The sequence below is a fragment of the Chryseobacterium sp. Marseille-Q8038 genome (assembly GCF_965111995.1).
This window is the reverse complement of record NZ_CBCOPN010000001.1, coordinates 945,967-964,582: the sequence shown is the minus strand read 5'-3', so window position 1 is coordinate 964,582 and position 18,616 is coordinate 945,967. Positions and strand designations below refer to the sequence as shown.

Sequence of the window (18,616 nt, the reverse complement as noted above, 5' to 3'; positions counted from 1 at the left end):
TATATTCGATGTATTAATAACAACTAAAAATTAAAAACATGAAAAAAATCTTTTATGTATTGCTCTTACTGATAGGAGTTCATGCTGCACAAGCACAGGAAGTTCCGTTACTGGACAGGGGTTTATTTTTTGGTAACCCTGAAATTGCCGGAGGACAGTTGAGCCCGGATGGAAAATGGATTTCATTTATGAAAGAATATGGCGGTATCATGAATATATGGGTAAAAAAAATTGATGAGCCCTTTGAAAAAGCCCGCCCATTAACAGACAGCAAACGCCCAATGAGTGGCTACTTCTGGACAGAAGACGGAAAATATATTCTGTACGTAAAAGATAGTAATGGTGATGAAAACATGAATATTTTTGCAGTAGATCCTATGGCTAAAGCAAAGAATGGAGTTCCGGAATCAAGGAATTTAACTCCACTTAAGGAAGTAACTGCAAATATTTATCTGGCAAGCAGAAAAGATCCTGACTTGCTGATGATTGGACTGAATAATCGTGATAAAGCATGGCATGATTTATATTCATTGAAAATTTCTACAGGAGAACTGAAAAAGATCTACGAGAATACAGACCGTATCATAAGCTATAATTTTGACTGGGATGAAAAACTGAGAGTACTGTCGAAAACTGATGATAAAGGAACCACACAGTTCTTTTACAAAGAAGGAGATAAACTGACTCCTATTTACGAAACACTGGTAACGGAAAATGCTTATATCTCTAACTGGAATGAAGATAATTCTAAGTTTTATCTGGTGACCAATAAAGGAGATCTTGACAAGTCTGCATTATTCCTGATGGATCCCAAAACCAAGCAAATCACCAAAGTAGAAAGCGACCCTAAAGATAAAGTAGATTTTGGAGGGCTGTTTCTGGACAGAAATACCAGGAAAATGATCTACACCTCTTACACCGGAGACAAAACAGAATATTACTGGAAAGACAAAACATGGGAGGAAAATTATAAATTTCTGCAAAGTAAGTTTCCTGGAAGAGAAGTTAATTTTTCAAGCTCTACCAATGATTATTCTAAATCCTTAGTTGCCGTTGGAGGAGCTCAATATGCTTCTGAAGCCTATTTCTTTGATGCAAAGACAAAACAGCTGATTTTCCAGTATACCCCAAGAACAGAATTGAAAAAAGTTGAGAAGTATCTGGCTGCAATGACTCCTATCAGCTATAAAAGCAGTGATGGTCTTGAAATTCCGGCTTATCTGACTTTACCTGTAGGTTCATCCGGCAAAAATGTTCCTGTAGTGGTATTGGTTCATGGAGGCCCGAAAGGTCCAAGGGATTACTGGGGATATAACTCAACAGTACAGTTTCTAGCCAACAGAGGATATGCTGTACTGCAACCCAACTTCAGAGCAAGCGGCGGATATGGTAAAAAGTTCCAGAATGGCGGAGATCTTCAGTGGGGAAAACTGATGCAGGATGATATCACGTGGGGCGTTAAATACCTTATTGATCAGGGAATTGCAGACAAAAGCAAAGTGGTGATCATGGGAGGAAGCTACGGTGGATATGCAACACTGGCCGGTTTAGCATTCACTCCGGATGTATATGCTGCAGGAGTAGATATTGTAGGGCCTAGTAACCTATTTACGTTACTGAATTCTGTTCCTGCTTATTGGGAGGCCGCACGTGCTTTCCTGTATGGTATGGTAGGTGATCCTAAAACAGAGGATGGTAAAAAACGTATGCCTGACGCCAGCCCATTGTTCAGTGTAGATAAAATCAATAAACCATTACTGATTGTTCAGGGAGCCAATGATCCTAGAGTAAAGCAGGCAGAAGCCGATCAGATTGTCATTGCGCTTCGCGATAAAGGTAAAAAGGTGAATTATATTTTGGCAGATGATGAAGGTCACGGATTCCGTAAACCTGTAAACAGCATGGCGATGTATGCTGAAACAGAGAAATTCCTTGCCGAAGTAATCGGTGGAAGATATCAGAAAGAGATGCCTGAAAATGTGGCAAAACGTCTGAAAGAAATGACGGTTGATATTTCAAAAGTAACGTATACTCCGGCAAAAGCTGAAAAAGCTGCAGGAGCTTCTAAATAAAAGCATTTGTATCAATTATATAAAGCCATCTCGTGAAAATGAGGTGGCTTTTGTTTTTAAATAAATTGATCATAAATTAAAACTTAAAGATTTTCATTTTCTGCCCATTCTACAAATGTATCTGTTCCATCTATTTTGCCACCAAACGCTCCCTTTGCTTTTACAACAGGTGAATTAGTTTTTAAATAATGGGTAAAGGTTAGTTGATTTTGATAATTCTGTTCTGTTTTTAACCATTCTTCAGTATTGATATCTGATTTCGTCAAAAACTCAAAAGATTGATTTTCTCTGTGCTTAGCATATTCTACAGGATGAGGAATTTTTGTCTGAGAAGAGGTTTCCAGCCAGTACAACCAATAATTCCTGAGCTCAAGACCAAGTCTAAAAATATTCTCAGGAAGTGTTGTTAAAAGATATTCATTAGTCCAGTCATCTTCTGAATCAGAAAAGATATTTGAGTAATAATAAGGCTTTCCTTTAAAATCTGCTATTCCCTCAATAACAGTCATATCCCAATAATTATCTACACTATACACTTTTTCTTTCATTATACGTAGTACTATTTTTTAAGTAAAGCTAAAAATATACTTTTATTAAACAAAAAAACGCCCTCGTAAATGAGACGTTTTTTAATATAATTTAGTTCTATTTAATAAGTTAAGGTAACACCTGCACCCCAGCCCATTTCATTATCATAATTTCCGGAAACGGATAACCATTTTTGAAGAATATACCTCATTCCTGTTGAGAATTCACCATCAGAATTGACACTGAAATTTCCTCTCAGTCTTCTGGAAAGTGGAATATCCTCACGGCTCAGTTCTAACAGTACTTTTCCGTTCTGGTCTACACTTGCATCAGCGGTAATCAACATTGGCAATACGTACTGCATACCCACCATGAAAGCAAATCTGTTTTTGGAAGCTTTCTGCTGCCCGAACCAGGTTTTTTTACCATGAAAATCCATACCCATATCTTCTGCCATCTGCCTTTCCATGATCTCATGATTTTTTTGAACTCTGACTCCCGCGTAAGGAAGCGCCCATTGGAATTTTCCTAAGAATCGTCCTACTTTTGCACTTCCTTCAAAATGATCAAAATTCCAGTTGGAGTGAAACTCGTTAAGGTTTGCCCATCTTGGTCCGAACATCGTCATGGTTTCTGCGTGGATCTTATTGCTTGCTATATCCAGCATTGCCATAGAACTGGTCATTGTATTATCCTGTATAAAGTTTTTCCAGGCCAGTTTTCTGTTCGGAAGCTGAGGATTCGGTTTTGAATTTTCATAACTGAAGATTCTTCCCATTCCTGCCATCATATGATATAAAATATGACAGTGGAAGAACCAGTCACCATCCTGATTGGCTGCAAACTCAATGGTTACCGTTTCCATCGGCATAATATCCACAACATTTTTCAGTGGAGAATACTCTCCTTTTGAATTGATTAATCTGAAATCATGACCATGAAGGTGCATCGGGTGGCGCATCATAGAATTATTATACATTTTAATTCTAAGAATTTCTCCCTTTTTTATCAGGATTTTATCTGTCTCTGTAACAGTTTTGTTGTCCAGCGTCCACAAATAATGGCTCATATTTCCTTCCAGCGTAAATTTCATTTCACGAATGGTGTCTATAGGAAGAATGGTTTTTTCAGGAGATTTTAAAATATTGTAAGACAATCTTTTAATAGTTTTCTCTTCTCCCATATCCATTCCTGAGTGTTGAGAGTGATCCTCTTTTTTATCTTCCTTTGTCTTTACTCCCATCATCTCATTGATATGTTTCGCTGTAGTTTTTCTTTGACTTTCAGATAATTCCGGGTACATCACTTCATTCATATCCATCATCTGATTTCCCATCGTCATATTCATCGGTTTCATATTTCCGCTCATCTCCATCATGCCGTTCATCATTTTCATTCCTTCAAAAAGCATCAGCCTTGGAAGATTGGGAGCTTCTACCTTCTCACCTGAACCCAGCCAAAGGGAAGCATGTCCTATCCTGTCTTCCGAAGTCGCTCTGAATTCAAAGCTTTTATTCTCAGGGATGGTGACTTCTATATCATACGTTTCAGAAACTCCTACAATCAGACGGTCAACCTCTACGGGTACCACATCATTACCGTCATTTCCTACTACTTTTATCTTTCCGCCTCCGTAATTCAGCCAGAAATAGGTAGATGAACCTCCATTGGCCACTCTTAATCTTACTTTGTCTCCAGGCTTTAGATTGGAATAATCCGAACTGGGAGTACCATTAATCAGAAATTTATCATAATAGACATCACTTACATCCATGGCTTCCATCCTTTTCCATTCATTCAAAGCTTTTGTCCCGAAGTTTCCGGACTTGATGGCTTCCCAATAACTCTGTACAGCATTTTTCTTTACCGCATACCAGTCTGTGTTGGCCATATGAAGTCTTCTTGCAATCTGCATCGGGTCATCATCGCTCCAATCGCCCAGCAATACAGGAATTTCAGCGTTGTATTCTGTTTTGGGTTCCCCTTCTCTTTTTTTGAAAACCAGAATACCATTCATTCCTATCTGCTCCTGAAGGGCTTCATGAGAATGGTACCAATAGGTTCCGTTTTGGGAAACTCTGAATTTGTATAAGTGAGTTTCTCCCGGTGTCACAGGTTTTGTAGTAAGATAGGGAACTCCGTCATGCTCATTGGGAAGAATTACTCCATGCCAGTGCAATCCGGTATTTTCCTTAAGCATATTGTGCAGGTAAATCTCGGCAGTATCCCCTTCAGTGAAATATAAAGTAGGAGCCTGAAGTTTCCCGTTGATCGCAATCGCTCTCCTGTTTTTTCCGGTGAAATTGACAATGGTATCTTTTACATACAGATCATAACGAACTGTTTTCCCACCAAAAGTAATTCTTCCGTTTTCGGAGTTACGTTTTAAAACAGATTTTTCTTCTTTGGGATTTTCAGCCTGTACATGAGAATGATCTTCTTTTTCAACCAGATCCATCCCGCATTTAGGACATTTTCCCGGCTTATCTGAAACTACTTCTGGATGCATCAGACAGGTATAAGTAGTTTGAGCTTGAGTTTTAACTGGTGATACAGCTACTTTCTCTGGTTGAACAGAAGGCTTTATTACTTTTGCTTTCTCAACCTTATTGGTTTCCTTTGCTTTATTTGCCTTATTTATTTTCGTTTCTGCAGATTTTGCCTTTGTTTCTGTTTTAGATACAGGTTTCGCTTCAGGCTTTACAAGGACTGTCTTCTTAACCAGAGTCATTCCACATTTCGGGCAGTCTCCAGGTTTTGAGGATACTACTTCAATGTGCATCGGACAGGTATAATACGTTTTTGTAGTTTGTGCGAAAGTAAAAACAGAGAACAAAAGTACCAGAAACATTATCAGCTTTTTCATAATATTTCGAACTTTTTTAGAAGCTGCAAAACTTAAAGTTAATTATAACTTAAGCTATGCAACTTGTTATTTTAAAGAACAGTACGGTAATTATTTGATTTCCGACTTTACACTTCCGCATGAAAGCATAGACTTTCCGTAATATGGATTAACGATCTGTTTTTCATCGCTTAGCCAGCTTCCGTCCGCCATTGGGCAATATTGAACGTACACTGGTTTATCAGAAAGTTTAAACTGCTTGGTTAAAGCAATCATATTGTCAGAAAGATTTAAAAAAGTTTCTCTTTGTGCAGCAACATTTCTTGCATCAGAAATAGCGGAAGCATCTTTTCTAAGAACATTAAGATTTCCTTCAGAAACTACTTTATAGTCAATAGCAGAAGCTGTTTTAATAAATTCTGTTGCAGCTTTTGAAGTTTTATTAGCATCATCTGAAGCTAGTGCTGATTTGATTGCGATATAGTTCTGATACAGCTTAGAAACCTGAGCATCCTTTTTAGATTGTGCTGATAGTGAGATAACTGAGAATATAGATAAGGCTGCTGTGATGATATATTTTTTCATTGTTTTAAATTTTAGAATTAATTTTTAATAAAGAATAATGGTAACGCATCAGGAATATGCGTCAGGACATGTCGCCTGTAACTGTACATGGTAATGATACAGAAAATGACAAACGGATTCTAAATTCTAAAATTACAATGATTGATGTAGATGGGAACCGGCCGATATTCAGGCGGTGCATTGATCTGGATTTGAGTGAATTTGGTTGCTGAAAAAGACTTATCAATAACAGCAAGCTGATGTTCCACAGGAATTTCTGAAATCTGGCCTAAAAAATCAATTTTAAGCAAGTCTGATTTCTGGGAATCATCTACTTTTACTATTTTAATTTCTGTTTTGCAGCATCCTTTTTTGTCTTTAACGCCGCATTTAGCACAGATACCATCTGTTTTCTGGCTTACAGAAACAAATTCCTTCATGCAATAATGAATGCTAAAAGCTGCTCCGGAAGAAAATCCGAAATAGAAAATAGAAAACAATATGGCAAGAATCTTTTTCATTGGTAAGACAAAGGTAAAAATATCTCTGAGACCGTTGTTATAAAATTTGGTAATGTTGTTATAAAATTCGGGTAAATAAAAAAAGCTTCCGAAAATTTCCGAAAGCTTTTATTTATTCTTTGAGAGATTAAAATCAACCTCATCTTTTAATTTTTATAGCTTGAATTCCAGTTTCACATTAAAGAAACGTCCTGTAAGACGTACCGGAACAGGATACATATAATTGGTATTATAATCTGTAATCCATTGATTGGCCACCGTATTATTGATGTTAAAGGCGTTGAAAACCTGAACACCTAATGTCAGCTCCTCAAAGTTACCCCAGAAGCCTGATCTTTTATTTTTTTCTTTCGGATCAATGAATACTTTAGTCAATCCTAAATCTACTCTTTTATAGGCAGGAAGAGTCTGCTGGTAATTATAAGCAGAACCAAAATCCGGCTGTCCGTTGCTATTAAACATTACAGGTGCCCCTGTAGGCAGTCCCATAGCATAGACTAAAGTAAGATTCACACGCATAGACGGAAAACTTGGCATATAATCCTGATAGAACATAGCAAATCTCAATCTCTGATCCGTAGGTCTCGGAATATCTCCTCGTCCATCAATATTTTCATATACTCTAGCATAACTCGCAGATAACCAAGAATCTACACCTGGTACAAATTCTCCGAATAATCTTGTATCAATACCGTAAGCATATCCTTTGGAATTATTCTGCCCTGAATAACGAATCCTTACATTATCCATATAATATGGAATCAGGTTATCCATTTTCTTATAATAAAGTTCTGTAGTCAGCTTAAAGGGTCTGTCATACATCTGGAACTCATAATCGTTGGCAAGAATTACCTGAATAGAACGCTGCGATTTTATATTAGAGTTAAAATTACCGTCTAAATCTTTAATCTCTTTATAGAAAGGAGACTGATAATAGATTCCTCCTGAAATTTTGAATAACATATCGCTGTCCCAATCCGGTTTAATGGCGAACTGAGCTCTTGGAGAGAATATTGTTTCTTTATTAAAACTCCAGTTGGCTACACGCACTCCCGCATTCACGAATACTTTACTGGCTCCCCAGTAGAACTTTTGTGAATACTGTGCATAGGCAGAAAGCCTTGTAGGTTCAATATTATTTTGTCCGGCAATATAGTAAGCAAGTTTAAGATCTCCCGTAGTTCCGGTTCTCGGATCAATCACTTCCGGCCTCGGGATGCTGTATCCTGCAGAATCTACCAATTTCCATTCATTGGTAAGATCTTTCAGATTTTCTTTTTCATATTTAAATCCAAACTCAAAATCAGTATTTACATTAGGAGAAAATTTAGCTCTGAACTGTGTTCCGTATGTTCTTACAAATAAATCGTTTCTTGCATGCTCAATCTGACCTCCAACATCAAAAGATGTCACAGGCTGCTGTGTCACAGGATCAAAGGTCTGAAGCTCATATGCAGACTGTATTGTATAATATTCTCTTTCTCTGTTCTGATAGGCAAAGGCATCCAATGTAAGCTTCCATTTATCTGTTGGCTTATAGTTCATGGAAAATGTACCCATCATATTTTTATACTGGTCATTTTCTTTACCTCCATAGCCTATATTCACCGTAATAGGCTGCTGAAGACTTCCGAACGTAACACTTTTTGCTCTTGGAATCATCTCATAATCATTCTTGGAATAATATCCGATGAATGACATCGTGAATTTATCACTCACATGATAATTCAGATAAGACTGGAAATCCCAATACGTTGGATTAAAATCCGTATCTTCTTTTAAGGTGTTAAGAACAAGATTGGTATTTCTGTATCTACCGGAAAATAGGGCTGTAAATTTTTTATTTTTGGAAGCCAGACCTGTTGTTAATCTACCTCCAATTAAACTGGCCTCTCCCGAAAGTTCAAATTTTTCAGGTTCACGGTAATAAATATTTAAAGCAGAAGACATTTTATCACCATACTTGGCTTCAAATCCACCTGCAGAAAAATTCACTGCAGAAACCATATCCGGATTGATAATACTCATTCCCTCCTGTTGAGAATTTCTGATCAGGAAAGGTCTGTAGATCTCAATATCATTAATGTAGATAAGGTTTTCGTCATAGTTTCCACCACGAACCATATATTGTGAAGACAGCTCGGTATTGGAGTTTACGGAAGGTAGTGTTTTAAGCAATCCTTCAATTCCTCCATTAATAGAAGCTACTGATTTCGCTTCTTTCGCTGAAATTCTTACGTTGGTAAGGTCATTGGTTCTTCCTGTTGCTTTTTTCTGGAAGACAACTTCCTCTATATCGGTTACTTTAGTGGTCACTGTATCCTTTTTTCTTTGTTGGGAGAAAATCAGAAACGGGACCATAAGGCTTAGCGGTAAAACTAGTTTTTTCAAAAGAAATGTTTTAGAATTTCTAAAATTAATGTTTTTTTAACAATTACAAAATCGATTCTCTAATTCTTGTCAATTTTTGTAACAAATCTTCTAATAAATCTAATCTTAACATGTTGGCACCATCAGATAAAGCCGTTTCCGGTGTAGGATGTGTTTCAATGAAAATTCCGTCTGCACCTACTGCAATTCCTGCTTTGGCAACGGTTTCAATAAGATCCGGTCTTCCACCTGTAACTCCTGAGTTCTGATTAGGCTGCTGCAGAGAGTGGGTAACATCTAAAATTACAGGAGCATATTCTCTCATCGTAGGAATTCCTCTGTAATCCACGATAAGGTCTGTATATCCGAAAGAATTACCTCTTTCAATAATGGCTACTTTCTGGTTATCAGAATCGGTCACTTTCTGAACAGCAAACTTCATGGCTTCCGGTGAAAGGAACTGTCCTTTTTTCAGGGTAACACATTTTCCCGTTTTCGCTGCCGCGATTAATAAATCAGTTTGACGTACAAGGAATGCAGGAATCTGCAGAACATCTACATATTGTGCTGCCAGCGCTGCATGTTCATTTTCATGAATGTCTGTTGTTGTAGGAATATTAAACGTCTCTCCTACTTTTTTAAGGATTTCAAGAGATTTCTCTTCACCAATAGTTGTGAAAGAGTCTACACGGCTTCTGTTAGCCTTTTTGAAACTTCCTTTGAAAATATAAGGAATATTATATTTATCTGTGATATTGATTACTTTTTCAGCAATTCTTAATGCCATATCTTCCCCTTCAATAATACAAGGTCCGGCAATAAGGAAAAAGTTCTTTGAATCTTTGTGCGAAATATTATCTAAATACTGAATCATTTTGTTGTAATTAAAAAGTTCAGTAAAAATACTGAGAAAGTTTCACAAATGGAAATTATTTGTAGGGTTTAGGGTTTAGGGTTTAGGGTTTAGGGTTTAGGGTTTAGGGTTTAGGGTTTAGGGTTTAGGGTTTAGGGTTTAGGGTTTAGGGTTTAGGGTTTAGGGTTTAGGGTTTAGGGTTTAGGGAAAGTTAAGATGGAAAACTTGAATACAATGTTTTCTTTAATGAATTGTTCATTAAATTTTTACTATAGAATAGATTCCTACGGAATCACAACCAAGCATTTTATTCATTCCTTATAAAAAAGTCTGTGCAAATCTGTGCAATCTGTGGGCTAACCTATTACATTTAATCCATAAGAATTCAATGAGAACAGGCTTTAGCCCGTTTAATAAAGATAAAATACTCAATTGGCTTTAGCCAAAACCTGAAATAAGCAGAAAATATTTTAATTCATCTTTTTCAAAACCTTCTCAAACGTATTCACATTCCTGCTGGTAAACTGATCTTTAAGGCTTTTTTTACCCAGTACTTTTCCAAAGGTAGAATCTAAAGTATTGCCCTTCGGCACCTGCCAGTAAAATATATCATTGATAATCTCTGCCTTTTCATTTTCTGCCTGTGCAGCTTTCTGAAACTCCTCCATCAGAACTTTTTCCACCCCTGGAATTCCTACAAAACCATAAATATGAAGTTCATCATTCTTTTCAAAAGGAATACTGTTCCAGAACACCTCAGTTTCTTCCTGAGATTTTACAAACAAAAAGGCTTCATAAGAAAAATGTTCTGACATTGCCTTTTCCAGAATCACCTTTAAATCCTGAGTATTTTTATCTGAAGAAAATACAATATTTCCGGAAGCCAGTATTGAACTCACATCTTTCATTCCGGCATCTTTAAAAACCTGGCACACATCAGCCATTTTCATATTGGTTCCTTTTACGTTGACGCCGCGGAGAAAAGCACAGTATTTCATTTTTTTCAGGGATTAGGGATTAGATGATAGGTTGCAGGTTGTAAGTTTGAGGGTTTGAGAGTGAAAAAGTTATAAGAACTCCTTATTTTTTTAATTTTTAAATGCTTAAATTTTTCAATCTTTTAATCAACTCTAATGTACAAATTATAGTCTGTTCCTGAAGGTTTCAGGTGGTAAATTTTTTCTAAAATCTTATTGTCACTTTTCAGATGATCTTTCACTCTGAATTCTTTCAAAAGCCTATAATGAGTTTGATAATACAATGAATTCGCACTGTTCCCTTCGTACAGATTCTGGTAAGAAAGAAGATATTTCGGTTTTCTTGTCTTTACGGTATTGATCCAGTAATTCACTTTATCTTTCTTAATCTCTTCCTGAATCTGTTTATCTACCAATCCAACCTCATCAATTGTTTTTAATCCTGAAAAATACGGTACATAACCAGCCGGCTCCAGTAAGATCCATTGATTTTTGTCTTTTTCATATTGATTTAAATAGGTTCCAATAGTTCTGCGGTAGTTCCACTCTCCGTTTCCTGTTGCAATAGAATGTACAGTCTGAAAAGCCAGCATCGGAAGAATATAAAAAATAATAAGTAACGAAAGCCATAGATTTCTCTTCTCTTTCTGTTCCAACACAAAAATAAGAATGGGAACAAAAAGTAAAAGTTGCGGAACCCAGTAGTACCAGTCAAACAAACTTTTTTGAGAAATAAAAATCAACTGTTTTGTCCATCCAAAAATAAAGATCATCCATAAAAAGTAGTTTCTTTTTTCTCTTTGTCTGATCAGGTAAATAAAACAAAGTAATTCAAAAATCAAAATCACTACCGTCAGAGGATTGAAATCTCCAGGCACTTTTAGCATTCCCCAGAAGTTTCCGAAGCTCTTAAAAAAGTAACCAATATGCTGCTGGATCGTAAAGTTCTCGCTATAAAGAAGTTTTTTGGCTGTAATGGTATTATTAACCAGTTCGCCAAAGTAAAACCAGTTGAAAGCAACCGTAGCTAAGACTCCAAGAGCTCCCCCAAAAATATAATTCCACCTGATCTTTTTATTCCAGAACAGATCTACAAGAAAGACAATTCCCAGGAATATTACCGTATCAATTCTTGTAAACATGATTAAAACGGGAAGAAGTGTCAATACCCATTTTTTTCCTTTATGGAAACCATAATACAACAATGCCATCTCGAGGAAAAACAGAATTCCGTACTCCATTCCGAGAATTGAAATTTTAATAGCTGGAGGCAAAATACCGATCAGAAATATAAAGATGGCTTTATGCCATGGATTTTTAAGAACCAGATGAGAAAGCAATAAAGTTCCTATCGTAAACAGGATGGAATTAAAAATCAAAAGAGGTTCAATAAAGTTTTCTTTTCCAAAAACAAGGTTGAAAATATAAGATACAAAGACATACAGATGGGTTGTAGAAGCAGAAATCTTGGTGTCTCCGTTGAAGCCGATTACTCCATAGTCCAACAGGTTCTGGGCAACCCTCCAGGTAATAAATGCATCTTCCTGAATGTAGTGCGTTAATAAAAAAAGAAGTTTAAAAAGAACCGTAGCAATAACGGCATAGATTGGGAATTTACTATTTTGTGTTTCGGACATTATGTATTTTTACTTTCACAAATATAACCTTAAAATTCAGGATTCCCAATAATAAAAAAACGGAACCGAAGTTCCGTTTTAAAGTATTTTATTTTGTTGCTTTGATAATCGCAGTAGTAATTTGATTTTCCTTTTCTTTTGAATAAGTGGAATCATAAGGCTCCATGACATCAAATAAGTACTGGTAGAATGGCGTGATCTGCTGAACATTTTCAGACTCTTTCATCGCCTTATCTCTGCCCATTTCCTGAAGATCTTTGATAAATACATTGAACTTCTTATCAATCGGCTCTATGGATTTTACCAGATAAGCATACGCTTTTTCTTTCTGTCCGATCTTAGTATAAGCATCTGTTACTGCTGAAACAACAAGAGAATATTCCATAGGTTTTGTTCTCATTTGTCTTCTCAGGTAGCTTTGGTCTGCTTTGGAAAGGCTTAAATAATAATCATACTCTTCAAAGATTCCTTTTTTAAGTACTTCAGCAATCTGAAGACCTTTCTGCTCCTGGCCTGCAATAATGTATCCTGATACAATTGAACTTAACGAACGAGGATCATTATATTTCTCTGCAGGAATTTCTTTTGCTGCAAGATCCAGAATTTCTATTGCTTTAGCTTTCTGTCCGCTTAATGCAAGTGCGGACGCCGCTCTGCTTGCTGACATTCTGTAGCTGATGATATTGGAAGTAGCCGTTTCATCAAAATGGGCATTTAAGTTTTTGAAGTTCCCCCATCTGAAGCTTTTCACTACATTATAAAGAGAATTAGCATCTACTCTTCCCATATCACCATCTGCCGTTGGAGGCGTTTGGATAGGGATTAATCTGTAACTGAATCCGTCAAACTGAAGGTAATCGTTCAGATAGAAAATATTTTCGCTGTCATAAATACCTCCTGATGAGAAGTTGATTGGACGCTTCCAGTCGAAATTCGCCAAAAGATCCATCAGGATAAGGTTGTTCTTATAAAGCGTGTTTCCTTTGTAAGTAATCATGATCTGATTGGCTACTTTTGGAAGATCTTCTTTATTGATGATTCCTGCTTTTAGAGCATTTTCTTTATTAACAGGAAGAATAAATTTGTTTACCGGAAGGATATTATATTTTTCAAATTTCTCTTCCCCGAAGTACATTTTTAATAATTCGTCTTTTTCAGGAGATTTGAATTTAATGAATTCGATCGCTTGTTTCAATGTTAAAGAATCCTGAGTAAGATATTTTCTGAAAGACTGGAATTCTGTTTCCGGAGCTCCCTGTTCTTTCAACATAGAGAAAACACCTTCCCAATCTTCCTTCTTCATCATATAGATCTGGTCATTTACTCCATCTCTGTAATCATCGTGTGTCAACTCGCTAGGAATACCCATAGCGTTGTAAGTTCTTCTTTTTACCTGATCCAGATTCCATGGTGTTGAAGCAAGGGTAAAGTTTACCACCTTCACATCATCCCTGAACTGCTCTGTTTCCTGAATAGCCCAAACCGGATAAGTATCATTATCGCCGTACACGAAAAGGATATCGTTTTTCGGTAATGATTTTAAAACGGAATATGCATAATCATAAGCTGTATATCTATTGCTTCTGTCATGAACATTGTAGTTCTGGAAGCCCATCATGAAAGGAACACCTAATAAAACCACTCCTAAAGCGATGTTCGCTCCGTTTGATTTTATTTTAGACTGTAAGAACCATAAGATTGCTCCGGCTCCCAAACCAATCCAGATGGCAAATGCATAGAATGAACCTACCATTGCATAATCTCTTTCTCTCGGTTCAAAAGGTTTTACCCCTGTATAGAAAACAATTCCTACACTTGTTAAAATAAATAAAGATAATAGTGCATAGAATCTTCCGAAGTCTCTGTTTAACTGGAAAAAGAATCCAATCAAACCTAGGATTAACGGAAGGAAGAAGAATTTCACTGTACTTTCATTCTTGAATTTAGCAGGCATTTTATCCTGATTTCCAACTACAGCATTATCAATGAAAGGAATTCCGGAAATCCAGTTTCCTTTTGTGCTCTCCATATTTCCTTCAAGATCATTCTGTCTTCCTACGAAGTTCCACATCAGATATCTTACAAAGTAGTATCCGTTCTGGAAAGTAATAAAGTAATCCATATTCTGAAGTAATGAAGGCTTCTGAACATTGATTAAGTTATAAGGTTTTACTTTCAGATAATCTGAAGCTGTAATGGATTTGTCTTCATATTTTGCTCTCAGCTCATCAAAGATCTGCTTAGCCTGTGGATTGTCTGCCACATCTTCGTTAGCATAATTGAAGGTAAAATCAGGAGCCCCATACATAGAAATATAGTTCGCCATTACATCCTTATCCTCATTAAACATTCTTGGCATTAAGCTTACCTGAGACTTATTGAATACATAATTGAAGCGGTCTCCGGTTTTTCTGTACGTTCCGGTTTTTTCATCTTTTTCGTAGATCTCTCCGGTTTTTTGTGTTTTAAAACTTCCGTCTTCATTCTTTTCAATTCCGTTAGCATCAAGGAATGCCGTATAGTTTTGCCCGTAGATTGTAGGCCAGTCACCATACTGCTCTCTGTTATAATAATCCAGCATACCAATTGCCGTATCCGGATCATTAAGATTCATTGGTGGATTTGCATTGGCTCTGATAGGAATAACCATCCAGCAAGAGAATCCGATCATCATGAAAACTACAGATAATGCAGCGGTCTGATAAATGTTTCTTTTGGCTTTTCTTGCATACTTAATTAAGAAATAGCAGATGGCTACCATCAGCACAAAAGCTACAATCGTTCCGGAGTGGAAAGGAAGTCCAAGACCATTCACGAAGAAAATTTCAAGTCTTCCGAACATGGTCATAATTAAAGGGAAGATAATTTTGAAAACAATAATCAAAATCCCCAGTGTAATAAGGTTTGCCCAGATAAAGTTTTTCCAGGTAAACTTGTAATTTCTTGCATAGTAAACTAAACACACTGCAGGAATTGCCAGCATACACATCATATGCACTCCCACAGAAAGTCCTAAAACAAAGAAAATAAGAATAATCCATCTTTCACTGTCTCCCGCTTTATACTCATTCTCCCATTTGGTAATCAACCAGACCAAAAGCGCGATAAACATTGAAGCCATAGAGTAAACCTCTCCTTCTACTGCCGAAAACCAGAATGTATCTGAGAACGTAAAGCAAAGTGCTCCTATAGCTCCGGCAAATAAAATAGAGATTTCCTGATGTTTTGTAATTTCTTCAAAATCTTTGTTTAGAAGTCTTCTCACAAAGTGTGTGATCGTCCAGAACAAAAATAAAATAGTCAGCGCACTGAACAATGCAGACATCGCGTTGATCACGATAGAATAGTTTTCGCCTTTCCCTAATGCAAAAATGGCTGCCACGGCACCCACTATCTGGAATAAAGCAGCTCCGGGAGCGTGCGTTACTTCAAGTTTTACTGCAGAAGAAATGTACTCGCCACAATCCCAAAAACTGAAATTGGGTTCTATGGTGGACAAGTACGTGAAAAAAGCAATAACGAAAACCACCCATCCTGAAACGGTGTTCCATTGCCTAAAAGTCCAATTTTTCATAGTATTAAATCAATTATGCGAAAATAAGGCTTTTATCTTATTTTATGCGGGTTTTAACAAAATTTAAAAAATTTGGCGTAGTATTTGCGATTATACTGCTGTCAAAACTGAAAATACTAAAAATTTTTTTTACAAACTATGCCCTAGAAATCAAACAAAAGTTTAGTAATTATTTATTTTTTTGTATTTTTGCAGTCAGATTTTTATTGAAAATAACAAATAATGAGTAATGTTTACGATAATATTCTTGGCCTGATAGGACACACTCCGATGGTGAAGCTAAATACTGTTACAAAAGATATTCCAGCAACCGTTTACGCCAAGTTAGAATCATATAATCCTGGACATTCCACTAAAGACCGAATTGCACTTCATATTATAGAGAACGCAGAAAAGAAAGGCCTTTTAAAAGAAGATTCTGTAGTTGTAGAAACTACTTCCGGTAATACGGGGTTTTCTATTGCGATGGTATGTATCATTAAGGGATATAAATGTATTCTTGCAGTAAGTGATAAAACAAAACCGGAAAAAATTGCTTATCTGAAAGCGTTGGGTGCTGTGGTGTATATATGCCCGGCCAATGTACCGGCAGATGATCCGAGATCATACTATGAAGTAGCTAAAAGAATCGCTCAGGAAACTCCTAATTCTATTTACATCAATCAATATTTTAACGAGCTTAATATTGATGCACACTATCAGACAACAGGTCCTGAGATCTGGGAACAGACGGAAGGTAAGATCACTCACCTTTTTGCCTGCACCGGAACAGGGGGTACGCTGTCTGGTTCTGCCAAGTTTTTAAAAGAAAAGAACCCCGATATCAAAATCATCGGTGTAGATGCAGATGGTTCTATCCTTAAAAGCTATCACGAAACAGGAGAAATCCACAAAGAAGATGTACATCCTTATCAGATTGAAGGAATGGGTAAAAACCTGATCCCTTCTGCCCTGCTTTTTGACAAGGTGGATGAGTTTGTAAGGGTAAATGATGAAATGTCCGCGTACAGAACCCGCGAAATTGCTTTGAAAGAAGCTATTATGGGCGGCTATACTACCGGAGCTGTAACACAGGGATTAATGCAGTATGCCCAGTCTCATGAGCTTACAGAAAATGACGTGGTTGTTTTAATATATCCTGACCATGGTTCCCGATACATCACTAAAGTATACAGTGATAAATGGATGGCCGAACAGGGATTTGTCAACAACTGTGTTCACAACTATGACGAAGTTTTCAAAACTGAGTTTATCAAATAAGAACGAATAAAATCACGATACAAATAAAGCCTTTTGCGTATTCTGACAAAAAAGGCTTTTTTACTTAAAAATTACGATACAATGTTGGATATTTTTGAAAGAATAAAAGAAAATCCAGGACCACTTGGACAATTTGCAGATTATGGTGAAGGCTATTTTATTTTCCCAAGATTAGAGGGACCCATCGGCCCTAGAATGCAGTTTCAGGGTAGAGAAGTAATTTTCTGGAGTGCTAATGACTATTTAGGGCTGTGTAATCATCCTGAAGTTATTGAAGCAGATGCAAAAGCGGCTGCAGAATACGGAATGTTCTATCCAATGGGAGCAAGAGCAATGTCTGGAGAAACAGATCAGCACCTTCAGCTGGAAAGAGAATTGGCAGACTTTGTACAAAAAGAATCAGCATACTTATTGAATTTCGGTTACCAGGGAATGGTTTCTACCATTGATGCGTTGGTAAGCAGAAATGATGTTATTGTTTATGATATGGATTCTCATGCCTGCATCGTAGATGGGGTAAGACTTCATGCCGGTAAAAGATTTACCTACAAGCATAACGATATGGAAAGTCTTGAGAAAAATCTTCAGAGAGCAACTAAGGTAGCTGAAGAAACTGGAGGAGGTATTCTTGTGATTACGGAAGGAGTTTTCGGAATGAGAGGTCAGCAGGGGAAAATCAAAGAAATTTGTGATCTTAAATCAAAATACCAGTTCAGATTATTGGTAGATGATGCTCATGGTTTCGGGACACTTGGTAAAACAGGTGCCGGTGTAGGTGAAGAGCAGGATTGTAACGATCAGATTGATGTATATTTCTCTACTTTTGCTAAATCAATGGCAGGTTTCGGAGCATTCCTTGCGGGTGACAAAGAAATCATCAGATATCTGAAATTCAACCTGAGATCACAAATCTTCGCAAAATCTCTTACAATGCCAATGGTAATCGGAGGATTGAAAAGACTGGAGCTATTGAGAACAAGACCTGAGATCAAAGCTAAACTTTGGGAGAATGTTTACAAACTTCAAAACGGACTTAAAGAAAGAGGATTCAACATTGGAGATACAAATACTTGTGTAACTCCGGTAATGATGCAGGGAACTCCGGTAGAGGCTACTCTATTGGTAAAAGATTTAAGAGAGAATTACGGGATATTCACTTCTGTAGTGGTATATCCGGTCATTCCGAAGGGGATGATTCTTTTAAGACTGATTCCTACCGCTTCCCATACGGATGCAGAGATCAACGAAACTCTGGCAGCGTTTGAAGCAATTCATGATAAATTAGTAGGTGGCTACTACAAAGAGCAGGAACAAAAATTACTGCAGGAACAAGGATTAAGTTTTAAACCAATTTAATCTTAAAAATAAAAAAAAGCCACTGATTGATTCAGTGGCTTTTTTGTTTAATAACTATA

The 18,616-nt window shown here is 36.8% G+C and carries 12 protein-coding genes; 3 read left to right on the top strand and 9 right to left on the bottom strand.

Annotated features, from left to right (window positions below):
* The first annotated feature begins 38 nt into the window (after nt 1-38).
* Nucleotides 39-2,072, top strand: a complete 2,034-nt coding sequence (locus ACWPWS_RS04465; RefSeq protein ID WP_454045630.1) for a S9 family peptidase — start codon at nt 39-41, stop codon at nt 2,070-2,072.
* A gap of 83 nt (nt 2,073-2,155) precedes the next feature.
* On the opposite strand, the gene ACWPWS_RS04460 is transcribed toward ACWPWS_RS04465, so the two are convergent.
* From ACWPWS_RS04460 to ACWPWS_RS04420, 9 genes are all read right to left on the bottom strand, one after another.
* Nucleotides 2,156-2,620, bottom strand: a complete 465-nt coding sequence (locus ACWPWS_RS04460; protein WP_454045629.1) for a hypothetical protein — start codon at nt 2,618-2,620, stop codon at nt 2,156-2,158.
* A 101-nt stretch (nt 2,621-2,721) separates the two neighbouring features.
* Nucleotides 2,722-5,466: a multicopper oxidase domain-containing protein gene (locus ACWPWS_RS04455; protein WP_454045628.1), complete on the bottom strand. Its 2,745-nt coding sequence runs from the start codon at nt 5,464-5,466 to the stop codon at nt 2,722-2,724.
* 90 nt (nt 5,467-5,556) lie between these two features.
* On the bottom strand, nt 5,557-6,030 hold the full coding sequence (locus ACWPWS_RS04450) for a DUF3347 domain-containing protein (RefSeq protein ID WP_454045627.1): 474 nt from the start codon (nt 6,028-6,030) through the stop codon (nt 5,557-5,559).
* Between the two features lie 119 nt (nt 6,031-6,149).
* On the bottom strand, nt 6,150-6,530 hold the full coding sequence (locus ACWPWS_RS04445) for an HYC_CC_PP family protein (RefSeq protein WP_454045626.1): 381 nt from the start codon (nt 6,528-6,530) through the stop codon (nt 6,150-6,152).
* Nucleotides 6,531-6,683: 153 nt separating this feature from the next.
* Nucleotides 6,684-8,921 (bottom strand): TonB-dependent receptor plug domain-containing protein, encoded by a 2,238-nt coding sequence (locus ACWPWS_RS04440; RefSeq protein WP_454045625.1) that lies wholly within the window; start codon nt 8,919-8,921, stop codon nt 6,684-6,686.
* Between the two features lie 43 nt (nt 8,922-8,964).
* Nucleotides 8,965-9,774, bottom strand: a complete 810-nt coding sequence (gene kdsA / locus ACWPWS_RS04435; RefSeq protein WP_047385197.1) for a 3-deoxy-8-phosphooctulonate synthase — start codon at nt 9,772-9,774, stop codon at nt 8,965-8,967.
* Between the two features lie 449 nt (nt 9,775-10,223).
* A complete protein-coding gene (locus ACWPWS_RS04430; protein ID WP_454045624.1) occupies nt 10,224-10,751 on the bottom strand; it encodes a DUF1697 domain-containing protein in 528 nt (175 codons plus the stop codon).
* A gap of 122 nt (nt 10,752-10,873) precedes the next feature.
* Nucleotides 10,874-12,367 carry a hypothetical protein gene (locus ACWPWS_RS04425; protein WP_454045623.1) on the bottom strand — a complete coding sequence of 498 codons (1,494 nt, stop codon included), beginning with the start codon at nt 12,365-12,367 and terminating at the stop codon, nt 10,874-10,876.
* A gap of 88 nt (nt 12,368-12,455) precedes the next feature.
* Nucleotides 12,456-15,941 (bottom strand): glycosyltransferase family 117 protein, encoded by a 3,486-nt coding sequence (locus ACWPWS_RS04420; RefSeq protein WP_454045622.1) that lies wholly within the window; start codon nt 15,939-15,941, stop codon nt 12,456-12,458.
* Between the two features lie 222 nt (nt 15,942-16,163).
* Between ACWPWS_RS04420 and ACWPWS_RS04415 the strand changes: the two genes are divergently transcribed.
* Complete coding sequence (locus tag ACWPWS_RS04415) at nt 16,164-17,201, top strand: PLP-dependent cysteine synthase family protein (RefSeq protein WP_105682206.1); 1,038 nt, start codon at nt 16,164-16,166, stop codon at nt 17,199-17,201.
* Between the two features lie 84 nt (nt 17,202-17,285).
* Nucleotides 17,286-18,557, top strand: a complete 1,272-nt coding sequence (locus ACWPWS_RS04410; protein ID WP_185126813.1) for an aminotransferase class I/II-fold pyridoxal phosphate-dependent enzyme — start codon at nt 17,286-17,288, stop codon at nt 18,555-18,557.
* The last annotated feature ends 59 nt before the right edge of the window (nt 18,558-18,616 follow it).